Origin of the sequence: Streptomyces kunmingensis (assembly GCF_039533535.1) — a bacterium.
Classification (GTDB): domain Bacteria; phylum Actinomycetota; class Actinomycetes; order Streptomycetales; family Streptomycetaceae; genus Streptomyces; species Streptomyces kunmingensis.
This window is the reverse complement of record NZ_BAAATS010000011.1, coordinates 25990-43681: the sequence shown is the minus strand read 5'-3', so window position 1 is coordinate 43681 and position 17692 is coordinate 25990. Positions and strand designations below refer to the sequence as shown.

General features: G+C 69.3%; 14 protein-coding genes. 9 read left to right on the top strand and 5 right to left on the bottom strand.

The genetic code is table 11. The features are described from left to right. Nucleotides 1-155: 155 nt before the first annotated feature. The 4 genes from ABD366_RS14700 to ABD366_RS14685 all read right to left on the bottom strand — a co-directional run bounded on the left by ABD366_RS14700 (nt 156) and on the right by ABD366_RS14685 (nt 4374). Complete coding sequence (locus ABD366_RS14700; protein WP_324767822.1) at nt 156-1235, bottom strand: polyprenyl synthetase family protein; 1080 nt, start codon at nt 1233-1235, stop codon at nt 156-158. Nucleotides 1236-1501: 266 nt separating this feature from the next. Continuing rightward, a complete protein-coding gene (gene metF, locus ABD366_RS14695; protein WP_324767821.1) occupies nt 1502-2407 on the bottom strand; it encodes a methylenetetrahydrofolate reductase [NAD(P)H] in 906 nt (301 codons plus the stop codon). Nucleotides 2408-2561: 154 nt separating this feature from the next. After that, a complete protein-coding gene (locus ABD366_RS14690; RefSeq protein WP_324767820.1) occupies nt 2562-3404 on the bottom strand; it encodes an AfsR/SARP family transcriptional regulator in 843 nt (280 codons plus the stop codon). 127 nt (nt 3405-3531) lie between these two features. Continuing rightward, a complete protein-coding gene (locus ABD366_RS14685; RefSeq protein ID WP_324767819.1) occupies nt 3532-4374 on the bottom strand; it encodes an AfsR/SARP family transcriptional regulator in 843 nt (280 codons plus the stop codon). Nucleotides 4375-7828: 3454 nt separating this feature from the next. Here ABD366_RS14685 and ABD366_RS14680 point away from each other — a divergent pair. From ABD366_RS14680 to ABD366_RS14660, 5 genes are all read left to right on the top strand, one after another. Beyond that, nucleotides 7829-8755 (top strand): ParA family protein, encoded by a 927-nt coding sequence (locus ABD366_RS14680; protein WP_324767818.1) that lies wholly within the window; start codon nt 7829-7831, stop codon nt 8753-8755. Then, complete coding sequence (locus tag ABD366_RS14675; protein ID WP_324767816.1) at nt 8752-9363, top strand: hypothetical protein; 612 nt, start codon at nt 8752-8754, stop codon at nt 9361-9363. The genes ABD366_RS14680 and ABD366_RS14675 overlap by 4 nt, the downstream gene beginning before the upstream one ends. Before the next feature lie 490 nt (nt 9364-9853). Then, on the top strand, nt 9854-10933 hold the full coding sequence (locus ABD366_RS14670; protein WP_411293666.1) for a bifunctional DNA primase/polymerase: 1080 nt from the start codon (nt 9854-9856) through the stop codon (nt 10931-10933). Continuing rightward, nucleotides 10930-12480, top strand: a complete 1551-nt coding sequence (locus ABD366_RS14665; protein ID WP_324767815.1) for a DNA primase family protein — start codon at nt 10930-10932, stop codon at nt 12478-12480. Before ABD366_RS14670 ends, ABD366_RS14665 begins: the two co-directional genes overlap by 4 nt. Nucleotides 12481-12625: 145 nt before the next feature. Then, entirely contained in the window at nt 12626-13015 is a 390-nt protein-coding gene (locus tag ABD366_RS14660; protein ID WP_324767814.1) for a DUF6009 family protein, read from the top strand. 1 nt (nt 13016) lies between these two features. On the opposite strand, the gene ABD366_RS14655 is transcribed toward ABD366_RS14660, so the two are convergent. Continuing rightward, nucleotides 13017-13967 carry a ScbA/BarX family gamma-butyrolactone biosynthesis protein gene (locus ABD366_RS14655; protein ID WP_324767813.1) on the bottom strand — a complete coding sequence of 317 codons (951 nt, stop codon included), beginning with the start codon at nt 13965-13967 and terminating at the stop codon, nt 13017-13019. Between the two features lie 270 nt (nt 13968-14237). Between ABD366_RS14655 and ABD366_RS14650 the strand changes: the two genes are divergently transcribed. The 4 genes from ABD366_RS14650 (at nt 14238) to ABD366_RS14635 (ending at nt 17601) form a co-directional block, all read left to right on the top strand. Continuing rightward, nucleotides 14238-15014: an HAD family phosphatase gene (locus tag ABD366_RS14650; RefSeq protein WP_411293665.1), complete on the top strand. Its 777-nt coding sequence runs from the start codon at nt 14238-14240 to the stop codon at nt 15012-15014. Next, entirely contained in the window at nt 15011-15784 is a 774-nt protein-coding gene (locus ABD366_RS14645; protein ID WP_324767811.1) for an SDR family NAD(P)-dependent oxidoreductase, read from the top strand. The genes ABD366_RS14650 and ABD366_RS14645 overlap by 4 nt, the downstream gene beginning before the upstream one ends. 118 nt (nt 15785-15902) lie before the next feature. Next, entirely contained in the window at nt 15903-16571 is a 669-nt protein-coding gene (locus ABD366_RS14640; protein ID WP_324767810.1) for a ScbR family autoregulator-binding transcription factor, read from the top strand. Nucleotides 16572-16962: 391 nt separating this feature from the next. Next, a complete protein-coding gene (locus tag ABD366_RS14635) occupies nt 16963-17601 on the top strand; it encodes a ScbR family autoregulator-binding transcription factor (RefSeq protein WP_324767809.1) in 639 nt (212 codons plus the stop codon). Nucleotides 17602-17692 lie beyond the last annotated feature (91 nt).

Sequence of the window (17692 nt, the reverse complement as noted above, 5' to 3'; positions counted from 1 at the left end):
TCGCGACAAGTGCGGGTCCGTGCGACTCCCCCGCGGTCAGCCAGCGCAACCTGCTCATGGCACGAGCTTTCTCGACATGTGTTCCTCCACGAATCGGTGCAGTGGCACGGCGGGCCGGTGCCGGGGTCGCCCGGAGCCGGGCAGGGCCGTCCGTGTCAGGAGGCCCGCTGGGTCGCGCTGATCGCCAGCCGGGTCAGCTCGTCCTTCGCGTATGCGGTGGCGGTGCTGGTGCGCAGCGCGGTCAGGGCCCGTTCGGTGCGACGGGTGATGTCGCGCTCGATGTGGTCCACCGCGCCCACGTCGGTCATGACGGTGCGCACGGTGGCGAGTTCGTCGTCGTCGACCGGTGTCCCGATCCTGGTCCTGAGGAACTTCGCCGCGTCCGGGTCCTGCTCGTCGGCGTACTTCAGCGCCAGCGCGAAGAGCATCGTGCGCTTGCCCTGGACCAGGTCGTCGCCGGACGGTTTGCCGGTCTCCTCCGGGGCGCCGAACACGCCCAGCAGGTCGTCGCGGAGCTGGAACGCGACGCCGATGTCGTGGCCGAACGCCCGGTAGGCGGCGATGAGATGGGGGTCCGCGTCCGCGACGGCGGCGCCGATGTGCAGCGGACGCGCCACCGTGTAGGAGGCCGTCTTGTACTCGTTGACACGCAGCGGCGTGTCGATGTCCTCGGCGCCGCGGACCTCGGCCGTCACATCGAGCAGCTGGCCGTGGAGCACCTCGGCGCGCTGAGCCGACCACACCGGGGCCACGCGGGCCAGTGCCCGCGCCGACAGGCCCGAGGAGTGCAGCAGGTCGTCCGCCCAGTTCTGGGCCAGGTCTCCGAGCAGGATCGCGGCGCCCGTGCCGAACAGCTCCGCGTTCCCGTTCCAGCACCGGGACCGGTGCCGGCCGGCGTAGAGGACCTGTACGGCCGGGGCGCCCCGGCGGGTCGCGGAGGCGTCGATGACGTCGTCGTGGATCAGGGCCGAGGCATGGAACAGTTCGAGCGCCGCGCCCACGCGCCGCAGCGGCCCGGCGTCGGCGCCGTGCTCCTCGCCCCCGGCGCCGAGCCAGCCGAGCCAGGCGAAGACCGGGCGTACCCGTTTGCCGCCGCGCAGTACACAGCTCTCCAGGTCGGTGACGGCCTCGGCGCAGACGGGGGCGATCGCCGCGGCCTCCTGCCGGCGTTCGTCGAAGAACCCGCGGAGCGCTTCCTCGACGGCCTGCACATGACTGATGCGGGTGCTGGTCATTCGGTCAACTTCCCTGGTTCTCATCGAGGACGAGGATTCGAGACGTGGTCGAAGGGTCATCGAGAGTATTGGCGAGCAGACTCGAGACCCGGTCGAGTTCCTGTCGTGATCGCCATGAGGCCCTCCGGCCGCGGACATGCGTCGGCCAGGGCGCGTCGGAGGACGCGTCCTGGTGCTTGCGGCAGGCCGGTGGGGGTGTCGGACGTGCGGGGACGTCGGACGTGCGGGGGTGTCAGACGTGCAGGGGTGTCGGACGTGCCGGGGCGTCAGACGTGCAGTGACGGCGCGGGCCGGGCGCCGGCCGGACCGGTCACGGCGCGGTGGATCTCCGCCGCCGCCGTCGACCGGTTGAGCGTGATGTAGTGCAGCCCCGGGGCGCCTTCGGCGAGCAGCCGCCCGGCCATCGCCGTGGCGTGGTCGACGCCGACACGGTGGCTCAGCGCCGGGTCGTGGCGCGCGGCGTGCAGGCGGTGTGCCAGTTCCTCGGGAAAGGCCGCACCGCTCAGTTCGGCGAAGCGGCCGATCTGGCGGGCGTCGGTGGCCGGCATGATCTCCGGGATGATCGGGATGTCACAGCCCGCGGCGGCCACGCGGTCGCGCAGCCGCAGGTAGTCCTCGACGTGGAAGAACATCTGGGTGATGGCGTAGTCGGCGCCCGCCCTGCACTTGGCGGCGAAGTGCTTGATGTCGCTCTCCCAGTCGGGCGAGCGCGGATGACGCTCGGGGAATGCCGCGACGCCGATACTGAAGTCCCCCAACTCCCTTACGAGGGTGACCAGTTCATGGGCGTGCCGGATGCCTTCGGGGTGCGGGATCCACGGGGCGTTCGGGTCGCCGGGCGGGTCGCCGCGCAGGACGAGGACATCGCGCACACCGGCGTCGGCGTACTGCCCGATGATGTGCCGCAGCTCTGCCACCGAGTGGCCGACAGCGGTGAGGTGGGCGACCGGGCGCAGCGTCGTCTCGGCGACGATGCGCTTGGTCACCTCGACCGTGCGCTCCCGGGAGGAGCCCCCCGCGCCGTAGGTGACGGAGACGAAGTCCGGCGCGAGGCACTCCGTGCGGCGGATCGCCTGCCACAGACCACGCATCCCGGCCTCTGTCCTCGCGGGGAAGAACTCGAAGGAGAACGAGGGGGCCGGGCGCGCGAGGATGTCACGCAGCGTCGTCATGCCCGGCCCCCCTCGGTCTCGTCGGCGCCGGTCCCCGCGGTACGCAAGGGGACTCCCCCGATCGCTCGGATTCCCCCCACCCTGCGGCCCGGCGCAGGAGAATCCCTCGCGGAACAGTGGACTCGGGGTGGAGGCCGCGGGCTCGGCTCCCGCTCTAGATCCCGTCGGAAGGGCCCTGGGCCGCGTACCGGTCGAACGTGGAGCGACGCCGCGGTTCCGCCGTCACGTCGAGCGCCGGGTCGAGCGAGATGATCGCCTGGCGCAGACGCTGTAGCTGCGGCGAGGGTTCCACCCCCAGCTCCTCCACCAGGCGTACCCGCAGTCTGCGATAGACGTCCAGGGCAGAGGGCCGTTGCCCGGCCCGGTACAGCGCCAGCATCGCCTGCGCGTGCAGCCCCTCGTGGTGGGGGTGACGAGTGATCAGGTCGATCAGCTCGGTGAGCAGGCCGGCGTGGCGCCCGAGCCGCAGATCGGTGTCGATGCGCCGCTCGACGGTCACGAGCCGGGCCTCCTCGAGCCGCATGGCCTCTATCTCCAGTACGGGACCGAGACGTACGTCCATCAAGGCCTGCCCCTGCCACAGGGCCAGCGCCTGCTCGAAGGCGTGGGCGGCCCGCTCGTCCTCACCGCGGCCGAACGCCGTCTGGCCTTCGGCGGCCAGCGTCTCGAAGTTGTTCACGTCCACGGACTGCGGGGGGATCTGCAGGAGGTAGCCGCCGTGCCCCGTGGCGAGCAGGCGCTTCTCCTCGCCACCCGATCCGGGGCCGAGGGCGGCGGAGATGCCGCGGCGCAGCTGCATGATGTACGTCTGCAACGTCGTCGCCGCGCTCGGCGGCAGTTCGCTCCGCCAGATCTCTTCCATCAGCGTCGAGATCGGCAGAACGCGACCGGAGTACAGGGCGAGCAGCGCGAACACCTGGCGGGGTTTGCCGGCGCTCGGCACGATCGTCTTGCCGTTCACGGTGGCACGCATCGGTCCCAGGACTTGTATCTGCATGACTTCCTCCGATCGTCGTCGGCAGGGCAAGCAGGACAGGGCAAGCAGGACAGGGCAACGCAGGACCGGGCGGGGCCGGACCGGGCGGGGCCGGACAGCGGGTCGGGTCGGGTCTGTGCCAGCGAGGTCAGACGCTGCGCGCCAACGACGCGCGCCGCGTGTCCGCGGCAGGCATGAAGACGCCCTCGGGGCCGGCCATGAGGATCATCTGCTGCACGCGGCGCAGCTCGGCGGAGGGCTCAAGTCCCATCTCGCGTACGAGAGTTGCGCGCAGACGCTGGTACGCCTCCAGCGCCTCGCCGCGCCGTCCGGACCGGTGCAGGGCCAGCATGTACTGCCCGTGCAGGTTCTCGTGTATCGGGTAGCGGTTGACGAGGACGGTGAGTTCGGCGAGCAGGTCACGGTGGCGGCCGAGGCGCAGTTCCGCCTCGATGCGCTGGTCGAGGACGCACAGCCGCGTCTCCTCCAGGCGCTTGGCCTCCATCTCGAGCTGCGGGCCGATCTGCACGTCGGCGAAGGCGGAGCCGGTCCACAATGCCATCGCCTCTCGCAGATGCCGTGCGGCCCCCGGGAAGTCACCGGCGTCCATCGCCCGGTACCCGAGGCCCGACAGACGGTCCAGCTCGCGTACGTCGAAGGTGCCGTTCGCGCTGTCGAGCAGATAGCCGCCGGGCGCGGTGACCAGGACGTCCTTGGTAGTCCTCGGTACGCCGTCGTCCGCGGCCAGTGGGTCTTTCTCCAGGGCGACCGCGATGAGTTCGCGAAGTTGCAGCACGTATGTCTGCAGCGTGGTGCGGGCGGTGCGCGGCGGGCGGCCTGCCCACAGCTCCTCGGTGAGCGTCCCGACGGGCACCACCTGGCCCGCGTGGAGAGCGAGCAGCGCGAGCAACTGGCGGGGCTTGGGTGCGGTGGGCGTCACGCCGACACCGTTCAGAGTGACTTCGAGCGCGCCCAGCAGCCGGATGTCCATGTGCATCTCCCCCTGTCGCCCAAGAACCGCGCCCAAAAACAGGGCGCCCGGTCTGTTGTCATTAAAGCACAGCCGTGTCCCGGGATCCGTAGATGCTTTTGAGCATCCTTTCCAGCGACAAATAAGGGCGGCCTGCCCCTATTTGATGGCGTTTCAGGCTCGACGGGAGGCGGCAAAAAAAGAGACCGTACGGTCTAAAAATGCACACAGACTTGGCAGTCTGCGTCCGGGGTGGGCTCGGTCGGCGTGGCGCCGGTGAGGGCGACCGCGGCCCAGATGGTTCAACGCTGAACGAATTCTGTGAGAGCGATTCTGAGGGCGGCCACCGGACCGCGAAAACCGGGTGTCACGTGCGCCGAGAGCATCTCCCCCGCCTTGAGCCGGGTGACTGCTCCCGCCCGTCCCGTCGGCCGGCCCGCGGCGACCGCTCCCCCGGCGAAGGACCTGACGGCCTCTCACCCGTCCAGCCGTCCGGCCGTGCGGAGCGGGTACGTCACTACTCCGAGACGTTCGGCGGCGCGGAAGTCTCTCGCTCGTGCCTCTCCCCGCAACCTCCTGGCCGACGCGCGCTCCCGGCCCGCGGCAGTAGCTCGGCGCCGCTGCCTGCGAAGGTTTTCGGCGGCGACGGTGCTGCGGACGCTTCGAGGGTCCGGTCGCCGTGACAGTGGCGGCTCGGGCCGATCTGCCGAGTCCGCGCCGCCGCCCGCAACTGCCCGTCCAGGTTCCCGGCTGCGGTCCCCCAGGCCCGTGCCCGGCTCCGCGGACGGTGGACGCGGGCCGCCGGCAAGCATGGTTCGAGGTTGCGCGTCGCTGTGTGTCGCGGTCGCCACCGCGCGGCCCCGGCATCGACAGCGGGCCATGTCCCCGGGGCCCTGGCCGAGTGGCTGTGGCCTGACGGGCGGCCATGTAGCGATCCGCGGCTCTTGGACACGAAACGTGGCGGGGGTCGTGGCCCACGTGAGCCCGTGCTGCGCGAAAGCCCCCGAGCCGGTTGCCCCCTGCCAAGCACCGGGTGCCGCACGCCCGGAGCCGAGAGCCCCCCGGCCGGGACGAGTGTCCGGGCATCCGGCCCGTACCGTCGAACGGCTTCCGCGACCCATCCTCCGGAAGGGGCGCGACAGCTGCGAACGCACGGGACGGCGTGCTTCGAGAGGGCGGCTTCGTGCTCAGGAAGAGCGGGTAGCTCCGCGACAGTTCCGCCGTAGGGAGGCAGCCCGAGACAGGCAGGAGTATGCAGACTTCCCGGCGGAGGTGCGCGGCCTGTGGTGCGCGAGAACATGCGGAGCCATGCTGTCGACGGCGTATTTCCCGGGCAGCGGTGACCGGAATGCGACCAGGGACTGCAACGACCATGAGGGGCGGCCTGAGTGCGGGCATAACGGAGTACGGGCCACTTTCTACAGGCCTGCTGCCGCCGTGTTGGGGGTGACAGTTCGGCTGGGCTGCCCCCCTCGACTCCATAGGTTGGCGTCACCGTTTGCTGCACGATGGCTGGTGCCGGCCGATTTCCTCTCTCGTCAGAACTGTGATGCGCCGGCCGATCGGCTCTCCGCCGAACGCGCGTTGGGTTCCCGCGTAGGCGCGACGCTTCGAGTTCGGTTGCTCGCCGGAACCGTCCGGACCTGTGCGCCGCCCCGACGATCAAAGGCGAAGGAACATCGAGCGAGGAGAGAGAAGGCTGGCAGGGCACGCGATGCGGGGGCCCTGCACTGCTCGCTCGTACGCCCCTCCCCTGCCCTCCGGCCTGTAGTGAGCTGCGCGGCTGTCGGCAAGTGCCGGGACGCTCATCGCCGCCGGTGGACTAGTCGTTCATGCGTAGCGGGCCGGTGATGTGCTGTCCAGACTGACTGGGCTTCATGCTCGGGAGTGTTGGAGGCGATGGTTGGCCCGGGGGATCGAAGGGGCTAGCATGCTTACTAGTTCGCCGCCAAAACGGCGTCTGACCTGGGAAAACAAACATCGTCGCAAACATCGCCACAAGTTTGCGGGCAACTAGAGGAGTGGGTTTGAGTAGTAGCCTTCACACCCACTCTGGCAACCGCAGATCCCTACGCCTTGCTAGCGATGAATGTGGCTGCGTGGCAGACCGCATGAGCATCTACGTACAAGCAGGCTTGCTTGTACGTAGATGCCCAGACCGTGCCGTCTACGAACCAGCAGGCCTGTTTGCAGGCGTGCCTACTTGTGCGCTCACCTATGTCATTGCGGGCCAGGTTCCAGACTGGGTCGGCTACCACCATGTGGGCCTGCATGCGGGTGTGCTTCGTGGCGTGACTACACGTGCACCACGAAACCAACAGGCAGGCCTGGGTGTTCACCTGCGAACCAGTCAACCTGCGCACAGATACGGAAGCAGGCCTACCCACCCGTCCCCAAGTGCGTATGCAGACAGGTACGCAGGCCCATCAGTGCACCGCCATGCAAGCCTGCATGCTGATGAATCCGCCTGTCCGTCACCAAGTCAGCGGAAAGTCAGGCCAGCAAACCCACCTGCAATGAGGCACGCAGATTGGCGTGCAGACCTACCCGCACGCCTGCATGCCGAGTTGTGGATAGGTGAGCGCAGCAGCAGGCGTACGAGTCAACCCGGCTGCCCGACAGGAAGCAGGCAGGGCAGTAGGTTCGTCGGTCTCCTCGGCAACCTGTACGCAAGTGGCAGAGCGCACGGGCAAGCAGACACAACCGGCGGCAAGTCTGCGTACGAGTACGGAGGCCAGCCCGCACGCACGCCTGAGCACAGGCCCACCCGTCAGCCGTTCGACAGACAAGCAACCCTGACGGCCTGTCCGTACGCCGGTAGGCAAGTCAACTTCCGTGTCAGCGGCTCCGGTCATCCAGTGACAGGCCGGTCCGGCTACCCGACCGTCGACAGGTTTCCAACTCGGTGCAGCAACAGGCCAGCAGGCGGCACCGCCCACGCAGCGGCTCGCATGAACGCACCCAGGCAGCCTCGTTCGCACTGAGGCAAGCATGTCCATCCGCCACCCGGTGAGTGCCTCTGTCGGCCTACATCCCTGATGAGCAGCAGATATGACGGCGCGTCGGCCCATGAGCCTGTAGAGGTTCCTGATAACGTGAGCGCTGCCCTTTGCCGCAACGTTCCCGGAGGTGAGCACTCTTGTGGGGATGTCTCCTGGCGCCCTTGCATGACAGCCGACCTCTGGAACTGCGATGCGACACCCATGAGTACACGCATCCGACACAACGGGGGACCACGCAGTGCCACTTGTAGGCCGCCCAACCCGAAGCACCTGTGTGAGCTGCGGCGATGGGGGCCAACGGAGTAATTCGGGGCTTCGATCCGCGGGACAGGGCCCTTCCGGACCCTTACCGGACGCCCTAGTGGCGCGCTGCGGAGCGCAGGATCGTTCTGAGCGAAGTTTTGACCATCAGCACCAGCTCAAAAGGGGCATTTCGCGCCCATTTCTGGGCCTGAACCAGAGTGAGAGGATCCATGGCCAGTCCCTTCGAAGCGCCTGACGCTCAAGCGCAGCTCCCGGGCATCCCCTGGGAGTCCCTGTCGCACATCTTCATGTTCGGCAACGGCAAGGGAGGCGTCGGCAAGTCCTCCGTCTCCGCGAACGCCGCGGGCAAGGCCGCGCGCAGCGGACTGCGGACGCTCATCATCGACTGCAACGCGCAGGGCAACATCGCGCGCGAGCTCGGGTACAAGCGGGCCGAGTGGAACGACGGGGGAGCGGGGATGCTCGAGTCGCTGCGCACCGGCGCCCCCCTGAACCCGGTCGAGAACGTGCGCGAGAACCTCGACGTGGTCCTCGGTGGCCCCGCGCTCGGCGACGAGTTCGGAATCTTCTTCCACACGCTGCTCGCCAAGGAGGGACCGCACGCGTACCTGCGGCTGCTCCAGTGTCTGCTGCCGATCGCGCACCGGTACCAGATCATCATCCTCGACACCCCGCCGGAGAACCCGTCGCTCCAGCGGCTCGCGCTCTCCGCCTCCCGCTGGCTGGTCATCCCCGTCAAGAGCGACGGCGGGGCCGAGGACGGCCTCGCGCAGATCGGGCTCGAGTTCTCCTACGTCAAGTTCGTCAGCCACATCAATCCGCACGTCGCCCTGCTCGGGGTGCTGCTCTTCGACACGGGGCGCAACTACAGCGGCATCCACGCCGACGTACGACGCCAGGTGCAGAAGGTGCTCGGCGAAGAAGCCCATATGTTCAAGCACCTGATCGGGCACACGGAGTCGGTCGCCCGCCTCGTACGCAAACGGGGTCAGCTGGTGCACGAACTGGCGGAAGGGCGTGCGGACGGCGACCGCTCGATCCCCGAGACCGTCCAGGGACTCGACGCGGACTACGAAGGATTCACCGAAGAGATGTTCGCCAGGGCACTGGAGCTCAGGAAGGAAGCCGCGGCATGACACCGCCGAAGAACAAGAAGACCCACACCGAGGACGATGAGCGGAGCATGTCGGACGAGGGTGTCGGCAACCTGTTCAGCGGGGGAGGGGCGGCGTCCGGCGCGCTCGCCGGCTGGGCCACGCCTCCCAGCCCCGCACCCGCTCCGGCGGCCCCCGTCGCACCACGCCCCGTCGCCGTCGTACCGCAGCCCGCCCGCGAGATCGTCGCCGACGAACCCGCGCCGGCGGTCGGTGACGCGGACACCGCCAAGCCGGTCGGCTTCTACGTGTCGACGAACGTGGCCAACCGGTTCCGCAAGCTGCGCAAGCAGAGCGACCTGACGCACACGCAGATCGTGTTCCTCGCGGTGGAGGCGGCCGTGGAGAAGGGACTCGCGCAGGTCGTCGAAGAGGCGCGGCGGGCTCCCAAGTTCCAGTCCAAGCTGTTCGCCGTGGCACCTGACAACACGGACCTGCGGGGGCTGGGCCCCGTACAGCTGCAGTACAAGCCGACGCGGGCACAGCGGCAGGTCATCGACGGTCTGGTGAGCGAGGCCGGTCTGCCGGACCACACCAAGTTCCTGGCGGTCGTGCTGGACCAGTACCTGCCGGGACGCAGGGACGCCTGAGGCCCGGCAGACCGGACGCGGTCGAGCCGCGCTCGAGAACGGAGCCGGTCCGGCTCGTGGCGCGGGACCGAACGGGACGGACCTGGACCGGGGGAGTCCGGTCCCGCGCCACGACAGAGGATGAAACAGCAGGTCAGGGCGGTGCCCCAAAAGTCAACGGGACTGACGGGGCCCAACCTCGTAGTTATCAGCTGTACAAGAAGACAGAGACATGTATGCGTACGCGTGATCCTCTGACTCTCTACATGGCAGATAACTGGAAGGTCGGGCCCCGTCAGTCCCGTAGACCGCTGGGAAGCCGCCCTGACCTGCACTTTTGTGTAACGGGACCGAAGGGGCCGAGCCCCGCGCGGGACTGACGGGACTCAACTTTCCCGATATGCCGATTCCCCCACTCGGGCCCCCACAGGTGGGCTAGTCTCTGTTCGGCCAGTTCGACCGAAAGAGGGCGACACCCTCCGCAGACGAAGAGCCCGACAAGGACCCGAAGTTGCCCGACCAGGCCTCGACCAACTCAACGGTCCCGCACGGGACCGTCGACGGGCACACGATCGCGCGGTGGTGCGCCAGGGAGGGCTGGCCGGTCCACCCGCTCGCCCCCCTCCAGAAGACCCCGGCCGCCAACTGCGCGCACTGCAAGGGCCATCAGCACGCCCCGGCCGCCTGCCCCTGCCGTACGCAGAGCCGTTGGTGTCACGGTTTCCACGCCGCGACCACGGACCCCGGCCTCGTCGACACCTGGTGGCAGGCACAGCCCCGCTTCGGCGTGGGCGTCTCGTGCGGACCGGCGGACCTCGTCGTCCTCGACGTCGACGCGCACGCGGTCCAGGTCCCCGCACGGGAGCGGCTGCTCCCAGGGATCCCCATCGGCCCGCAGGTGGTCCTTGCGGGTCTGGCCACCGGCTTCGACACCCTGGCACTGCTGGCCGCCCTCCGCGGCCTGCCGAGCCCCGCCGACGACGAGACGACCTTGCGGGTGCGGACCCCGTCCGGGGGCCTGCACATCTGGTACCGCAATCCGCACCCGGCGACCCGGTACCGGTCGTCCACCGGATCCGGCCCCAGAACAGCGCTGGCCTGGCAGGTCGACATCCGGTCCGACAACGGCTACATCGTCGCCCCCGGCACCCGCACCACCGCGGGCCGCTACGTACCCGTCGGCGCGGCCCGGCACCCCGCCCCGCTGCCCGACTGGCTGGCCGCCGAGCTGGAGCGCACCGGCCATGTCCGCGCCACGGACCCGCGGTCGACAGTCACCCCGGCCCCGGCGCGGCGTTCCCGGCGCCCCGCCGTGGCAGCGGGACGTCTCCTGGAGCCGCTGCTCGCGGAGGTCGCCGCCTGCGCGGCCGTCGCCCAGGGCGCGAGCTTCACCGAGAAGCTCAACCGCGCCGCCTACACCGCGGGAGGACTGATCGAGGGCGGCCACCTGACCGGACCCGAGGCCCGCAGGCTGCTCGAGGAGACCGCCCGCGCTGCCCGCCCGCACCAGGACCGCCGCAACCTCACGATCATCGAGTCCGCTCTGTCCGCCGGCGCGCAGCGCCCGCTCCACCTTCGAGGACGCTCATGAGCGCCGAGCCCGGGCGCTTCGACGCCGCAGCGGCAGCCAGACAGATCCAGCAGCAGAGCCTCGACCTCGCCCTGCGGCAGCAGACCGTCCCCGCCCGGCCGAGCGAGGAGCCCGCCGCGCACCCGCCGCAACCCGCCGGACTGCTGCCCGACTCCCTCAGCGACCGCGGCAACGCGAAGCTGTTCGCGCGCCTCCACAGCGACCGGTTCCGGTACGTCATCGGGATGGGCTGGCACTCCTGGGACACGTACCGCTGGAAACTGACCGGTGGCGAGGAGGCCGCCGTGTGGGCCGCGGGGGAGATGGCCGAGCAGTACGCGGGCCACGACTCGGCCGGCCGGTTCACCGACCGTCAACTGGCCGGGCATCGCCGCCACTCCGAATCGACAGCCGGGGTCAAGGCCCTCCTCTTCCAGGCGCAGGCGGCCCCCGGCCTGAGCCTGTCCCCCGATGTGTTGGACGGCGACATCTACGCCCTGTGCACGCCCTCCGGCGTGGTGGACCTGCGCACCGGTGAACTGCGCAAACCCAACCCGCTCACCGACATGCACTCGCGCGCCACCTCCGTCGCCCCGCACAAGATGCCGGTCCCGCGCTGGGACAGCTTCCTGCGCGACACCTTCGGCGGCGACGACAAGGGGCTGGAGACCACCCGGTTCCTGCACCTGCTCCTCGGTTACTCCATCACCGGCGACGTCGGCGCCCAGGTCCTGCCGTTCCTCTACGGCTCGGGCGCCAACGGCAAGTCGGTGCTCCTGGAGGTCATGACGCAGATCCTGGGCGACTACGCGAACGCCGCGCCGCCCGGATTCCTCATGGAGAAGGGCAAGTTCACGGAGCACTCCACGGAACTGACGGAACTGCACGGCAGGCGCATCGTCGTATGCAGCGAACTCAAACCCAACGACAAGTTCAACGAGGCCAGAGTCAAGCTGCTCACCGGCGGCGACACCATCACGGCCCGCCGCATGCGGCAGAACTTCTTCACGTTCATGCCGACGCACAAGCTCTGGCTGCTGGGCAACCACCGGCCCGAGGTGGGCACCGGCGGGCACGCGTTCTGGCGTCGGATGCGCATCATCCCCTTCGAGCGGCGCGTCCCCGACGAACGCAAGATCGACAATCTCGCCGCCGAACTCGTCGCCGACGAGGGCCCCGGGATCCTGCAATGGCTCATCGAAGGCGCACAGCGCTACCTCGCCACCCGCGACCCGCTCGCCGGGCCCGCCTCCGTGCGCGTCGCGACGGCCGCGTACGAGACCACCGAGGACCACATCGGGCGCTTCCTCGGCGAACGCTGCACCACCGACGCGCACGACAGCCCCCACGTCGAACTGCGCGTCGAGCAGAAGCTGTTGTACGAGGCCTACGCGCGCTGGTGCTCGGACGAAGGCATCCGTGCCTCCACGCCGCGTGCCTTCGCCAGCCGTATCCGCCAGGAGCTCGGCCTGGCCTCTCCGGCCGAAATGATCAAGAATAACGCGACCAAGCTCTACCCGGGACTCGCGCTGATGGCCGAAAACACCGTCGAAGGGGGCGCTCGATGACTCCCCGCGCCCTGCCCGCACGCGTCAGGCAACCGTACGATGGACTCGGCTGTCCCGGCCGGCCCCGCACCGCCGGTCCGGACGCAAGCCCTGTGAACGACACACCGCCAGGCCGACCCGCGGCCAGCCACACGCAGGAGGGCCGATGAGCGCGCTGCCCCAGGAAGGCGATGTCGCCCAGGAGGTCGAGATCGTGTGGATCGAGGATCCGATGAAGCTCGACTACGTCCGCCAGGCCCTCGACAAGGTCCACACCCGCAAGGGCAAGCCGCGGTACGAGCGGGACGGCCGCCTCATCGGTTACTCCAACCTCGCGCCCAAGGCGCCCCGCAGCGCCGACAGCGGCCTCTTCGCCCGGCGTACGTTCTATCTGCTGCCGCACGACCGGCCCAACCGGCCCGACGACCCCGAGTGCCCCTACAAGGTCGGCTCGCCCCTGGAGGCCGTCGACCCGCGTACGGTCGCCGCGGGAGCCGTGGGGGAGAAGACCGCCCGCTCACAGGGCACCGCGGAGACCGTACGGACCGGGCCCTGACCTACGGCTGTACCGGCCCGGTGATGGTCGTCGTGAAGACGGTCTCGCCGTCCTGCCGGCCCACGACCTCCACCGTCATCGTCCCGTCGTCGGCCGGGGTGCGGCGCGTCACCTCGATCCAGCAGGGGCGGTCGAGTTCGGCGTAGCGCTGGAAGACCGAGGCCATGCTCGCCGGCGGCATCGTCGCCGGGGCCGTCAGCGCGCACGCCGCCTGGCGTGCCGCTTCGAGCAGGACCATGCCGGGCAGATGGTCTCCGGCGTGGTCGAAGAAGATCGGGTGGTTCAGGTCCGGGGTGAGCAGCCAGACCGTGTCCATGTCGGTCGGGGTGAGCACCACGTCGGTGGCGGAGTTGCGGCCCACGGAGGCCGGGGTCATGGGAGCGGAACCCGGCCGGGCCAACGGCACCGTCGCGGCGTCGGGCCGGGGGCGGTTCGCCCGCAGGCGGGCGTAGACGGGCGGGGTGACGGCGGAGAAGTGTGCCGTGCCGTGTGCGACCACGGTGTCCTCCCGCCGGATACCGAACTCCATGCGCAACTGGCTGATTCTTCGCCCGGTACGGACGATTTCAGTGCATTTGACGTGGAGGACGTAGTCCGTGGGACAGGCTCCTATGTGCAAATTCTCCAGGTAGGTCGTGTAGTTGAGGTTCCACATCACGAAGTGATGGCCGAGCGGCACGCCCAGCTCCGCATGGGCCAGAAACATACCGGCTTGACGGAAAGTCTCGGCGACCTGGAGCGGGTCGTGGCTGCGCCCGTCGGCGCTGTTGAAGAGGGTGTGGGCGCGCGGCCACTGCCCGGTGAGTGAGAACCGGAGGTCTTCCCGGGCGGTGCAGCCGGTGAGGAAAACCTCCGCCAGGGTCGCGCGGTGTACGTATTCCTTAGGAACTGTGGTGGTGAGCCGGGGCATGTCGGGCAGTTGGATTGCGCCACTGGTGGTGGACAGCGCCATGGAAGACCCCCGTTTTGGATGCGCGGTCAGCGACCTCTATAAGATACGGACCTACCGGTTTTGTTAAAGAGAATCAGAAGGTAAAGACTTCCCCAAGTGTGGCTGGATTAGTAGAGGAACGCATTCCGATTTGCGCAATCACTCCACGTCTCCAGGTGCAAAGATTCACAAAAATAGGGGTGAAAAGGACTTAACGGGCAGATGTCGAAGCTCGGAGGGAAAATCCCGGAAGTTCGGAAACATGTTGATCGGTTTGTTTTGCTGTAAGGGATGTTCCGGGGAGCCACCCCAGAAGCGATAGGGAGAAATTCCTTGACGAACGCCCCTCTGCGCACACTCCGTCTCGCCGCGGTCAATATCGACGGTGTCCTGCTCAACGACACTTTCAGCCCCGTCCTGCACCAACTGGTCACCGAGTGGGGAGGCACCTACACCGCCGAACTGGAGCAGCGGTTGCTGTCGCAGACGCAGGCCCGGGCGGCGCGCGTGCTGGCGGAAGCCACCGGCTCCACCGCGACCGAGCAGGAGGTGACCCAGGCCTACTTCGCGGCCCGCGAGCGGTATGTGCGGACCCATCCCGTACGGCTCCTCGACGGAGCCGTACCGCTGCTCGAGCGGCTGCGCTCCCTGGGGCTCGAGCTGATCTGCTACGGCGGTCTCGAGGCCGGCCACTTCCGGCGCCACCTGGGCCCCGAGGCCTCCCGGTTCACCGCCCCCGGGTACATCTGCACCAACGATTTCCGCCCCGGGATCCGGGAGATCGTCGAGGACTTCTTCGCCCTCCGGCGCGACCAGGTGCTCTTCATCGACGACGCCGCTTCGTTCGCGGCCCGGGCCCGCGCCCTCGACATCCCCTTCATCGGACACCCCAGCGCGTACGAGCACGGTTTCCAGCCCCGTCTGATGCGAGCGGCAGGCGTCCGTCACGTGGTCGGGTCGCTGGACGAGATCGACGAGGCCCTTGTGCGCAAGGTCGACCAGGAAGCCGCGGACGGCACGGTGTGGCGGGACGCCGGCCGCGCCGCCGCGGAGGAGGTGGGCGCATGAGCCGCGCCGCTGCCCCGATCCTGGAGGGCAAAGTCGTGATCATCCACGGTGCCAGCAGCGGCATCGGCGCCGCCGCCGGACGGGTGTTCGCCCGTCATGGCGCCGTGGTGATGCTGACCGCCCGCCGGGAGGACCGGCTGCGCGAACTCGTGACCGCGCTGCGCGGCACAGGCGCCGAGGCGGCGTACCACGTCGTGGACGTGCGCGACGGGGAGGCCGTGCGGCGCGCGGTGGACAGCACCGTCGAGCGGTACGGGCGTCTGGACCTGGCCTTCAACAACGCCGGCGTCGGCATCCCCAGGACGCCGATGCACCTCATCGAGGACGACGTGTACGACCGGGTCGTCGAGACGAACGTGAAGGGGGTGTGGAACTGCATGCGCCACGAGATCGCCGCCATGCTCGTGGGCGGGAGCGGCGTGATCGTCAACACGAGCAGTGTCGGCGGGCTGGTCGCCTCCTCGACCGGGGCGCCCTACATCGCGTCGAAGCACGCGGTGCTCGGACTGACCAAGGCGGCCGCGGTCGAGTACGCGCCGCACGGCATACGTGTCAACGCGATCGCGCCGGGGCTGACACGCTCCGAGATGATCGACGAATGGTTCGCGGCCTCGCCGGAGGCCGAGGAGAGAGCTCACCGTTCCGCGCCGCAAGGACGCGCAGCCGACCCGGAGGAAGTGGCGGAGACGGCCGCCTGGCTCTGCAGTGACGGAGCCAGCTTTGTGACGGGTGCCACCCTGGCGGTCGACGGCGGACGTACCGCCTGGTGAGCGAGGTGCGGGAGTGACGAAACGAGCCTGATTGTGGCCGACGGACGCGGTCTGCCGGACAGGCGATCCGGGTAAGGTACCTCACGTTCGGTTTGCTTTGTCGGCGGAAGGTTGGGTCATGGCACAGCAGGAGCGTGCGATACGTACCCGTCGGGCGGTTATCGAGGCCGCGGCCTCGGTCTTCGCCGAGCGGGGGTACGCGGCGGCCACCATGGCGGAGATCCTCCAGCAGGCCGGTGTCACCAAGGGGGCTCTGTACTTCCATTTCGAGTCGAAGGAAGTCCTGGCCCAGGCGGTCATAAACGCGCAGGTGGACACCGAGTTGTGGATGCCGCGCGAACTGAAGCTGCAGGAGTGGGTCGACGTCGGGATGACGCTGGCGCACCGGATCCCGGACGACGTCATCCTGCTCGCCGGCATCCGCCTGTCGGCCGACATGCAGGGGCGGTCCCGGTTCGGCAGTGCGTGGCCCGCCTGGATCGGCCTCGTCACCGGCCTGCTCGCGCAGGCGAAGGAGCGGGGCGAGGTGCTGCCGCACGTCGACCCGGTGGAGACCGCGGAGTGCTTCCTCGGCGCGTGGGTCGGTACCCAGTTGGTGTCCGAGACGGAGTCGCGCTGGTCGGATCTCGGCCGCCGCATCTCCGTGCTGTACAACCACGTGCTTCCCGCCGTCGCCACGCCGGCCGCGCTCGTCAGGCTCGACACCGCGCCGGACCGTGGCGCCCGGGTCCTCGCCGAGCTGCAGGAGGCCGCGGCGGACAGGGAACTCGTGGCGGTCCAGGCGTAGGAAGCACCCCGTAGTCCGTGTCCCGGTCCTTCGGCCGGGGCGCGGACTACTGCCGTTCCTAAACCATCCACGTGGTTTTGGTGGGTCACCGGGGCCAGGGGAGTGGGTCGGGTGGATGGCTCCTCATACCGACCGTTCACGCCTTTGTTGCAGGTGTTTTCGGACAGTGATCGCCGGTCCGGAACTCCGCCCTCGCTTCCGGCCTCGGTAAAGGTGCAGGACAAGGCCGATGTGGCTCGTGATGCTGGTTGGATTCTCGTCGCATATGCCAGGCAGAAACCAACCACGCGTGCGGTTTGCTACTGTGTGCCGGGCGGGGGCACCGCTGCTGGCGGCAGCCGTCTGGGTCGCGGACCCGACGGGCCGACCAGGGCGGAACGAGGAGGAGCTCATGGTCAAGCAGGAGCGGGCGGCCCGGACCCGCCGCGCCCTCATCAATGCGGCCGCGGAAGCCTTCGCCGACGACGGGTACGCGCTGGCCTCCCTCCCCGCGATCAGCAAGCGGGCCGGTGTGAGCACCGGCGCCCTGCACTTCCACTTCTCCAGCAAGGACGCGCTGGCGGCAGCGGTCGAGAGCGCGGCGGAGCACACCGTACGGACCATGGCCGAGCAGTGCGGCGCTTCGACGGTCACACCACTGCAGTGCCTGGTGAGCGCGGTCACGCGGCTGCTCGACGCCGTGAGTACGGACCCCGTGACCAGGGCGGGGCTCAGGCTCGCGGGAGATCCCTCCCGCAAGAGCGGGGGCGGTCTCATCCGCTGGTGGCACGAGTGGGTCCGCGACGTGCTCGTGGCGGCGGCGGAAGCGGGCGAACTGCCGCGGACGGTCTCCCCGGAGGGCGCGGCCATGGCCATCTCGGCCGCCGTCGCGGGCGTGGGGCTGCTCGGAGGCGCCTTCGGCCCGGAGCCGCTTGCCCAGGTACACCTGGCCCAGTTCCGGGAGTTCCTCCTGTCGCGGTTGGCCGTGTCGCCGTGGAGCGAGCAGCCCGGGCGGCTCGACGGAGCGGCCGAATCGGTCGAGTCCGGCTGACGGATGCGCGGGTCCTGTCCGGCTCGAGCCGGACTCCACCGGGAGCCCGCAGACTCGGTCCGGTGATCCGGGTCGCAGGAGAGGGGCCAGC

Bases quoted from the DNA above. Each gene is read 5' to 3' on its own strand.
- ABD366_RS14700 (WP_324767822.1), bottom strand. From the start codon at position 1,235: ATGACCAGCACCCGCATCAGTCATGTGCAGGCCGTCGAGGAAGCGCTC.
- metF (WP_324767821.1), bottom strand. From the start codon at position 2,407: ATGACGACGCTGCGTGACATCCTCGCGCGCCCGGCCCCCTCGTTCTCC.
- ABD366_RS14690 (WP_324767820.1), bottom strand. From the start codon at position 3,404: ATGCAGATACAAGTCCTGGGACCGATGCGTGCCACCGTGAACGGCAAG.
- ABD366_RS14685 (WP_324767819.1), bottom strand. From the start codon at position 4,374: ATGGACATCCGGCTGCTGGGCGCGCTCGAAGTCACTCTGAACGGTGTC.
- ABD366_RS14680 (WP_324767818.1), top strand. From the start codon at position 7,829: ATGGCCAGTCCCTTCGAAGCGCCTGACGCTCAAGCGCAGCTCCCGGGC.
- ABD366_RS14675 (WP_324767816.1), top strand. From the start codon at position 8,752: ATGACACCGCCGAAGAACAAGAAGACCCACACCGAGGACGATGAGCGG.
- ABD366_RS14665 (WP_324767815.1), top strand. From the start codon at position 10,930: ATGAGCGCCGAGCCCGGGCGCTTCGACGCCGCAGCGGCAGCCAGACAG.
- ABD366_RS14660 (WP_324767814.1), top strand. From the start codon at position 12,626: ATGAGCGCGCTGCCCCAGGAAGGCGATGTCGCCCAGGAGGTCGAGATC.
- ABD366_RS14655 (WP_324767813.1), bottom strand. From the start codon at position 13,967: ATGGCGCTGTCCACCACCAGTGGCGCAATCCAACTGCCCGACATGCCC.
- ABD366_RS14650 (WP_411293665.1), top strand. From the start codon at position 14,238: ATGTTCCGGGGAGCCACCCCAGAAGCGATAGGGAGAAATTCCTTGACG.
- ABD366_RS14645 (WP_324767811.1), top strand. From the start codon at position 15,011: ATGAGCCGCGCCGCTGCCCCGATCCTGGAGGGCAAAGTCGTGATCATC.
- ABD366_RS14640 (WP_324767810.1), top strand. From the start codon at position 15,903: ATGGCACAGCAGGAGCGTGCGATACGTACCCGTCGGGCGGTTATCGAG.
- ABD366_RS14635 (WP_324767809.1), top strand. From the start codon at position 16,963: ATGGTCAAGCAGGAGCGGGCGGCCCGGACCCGCCGCGCCCTCATCAAT.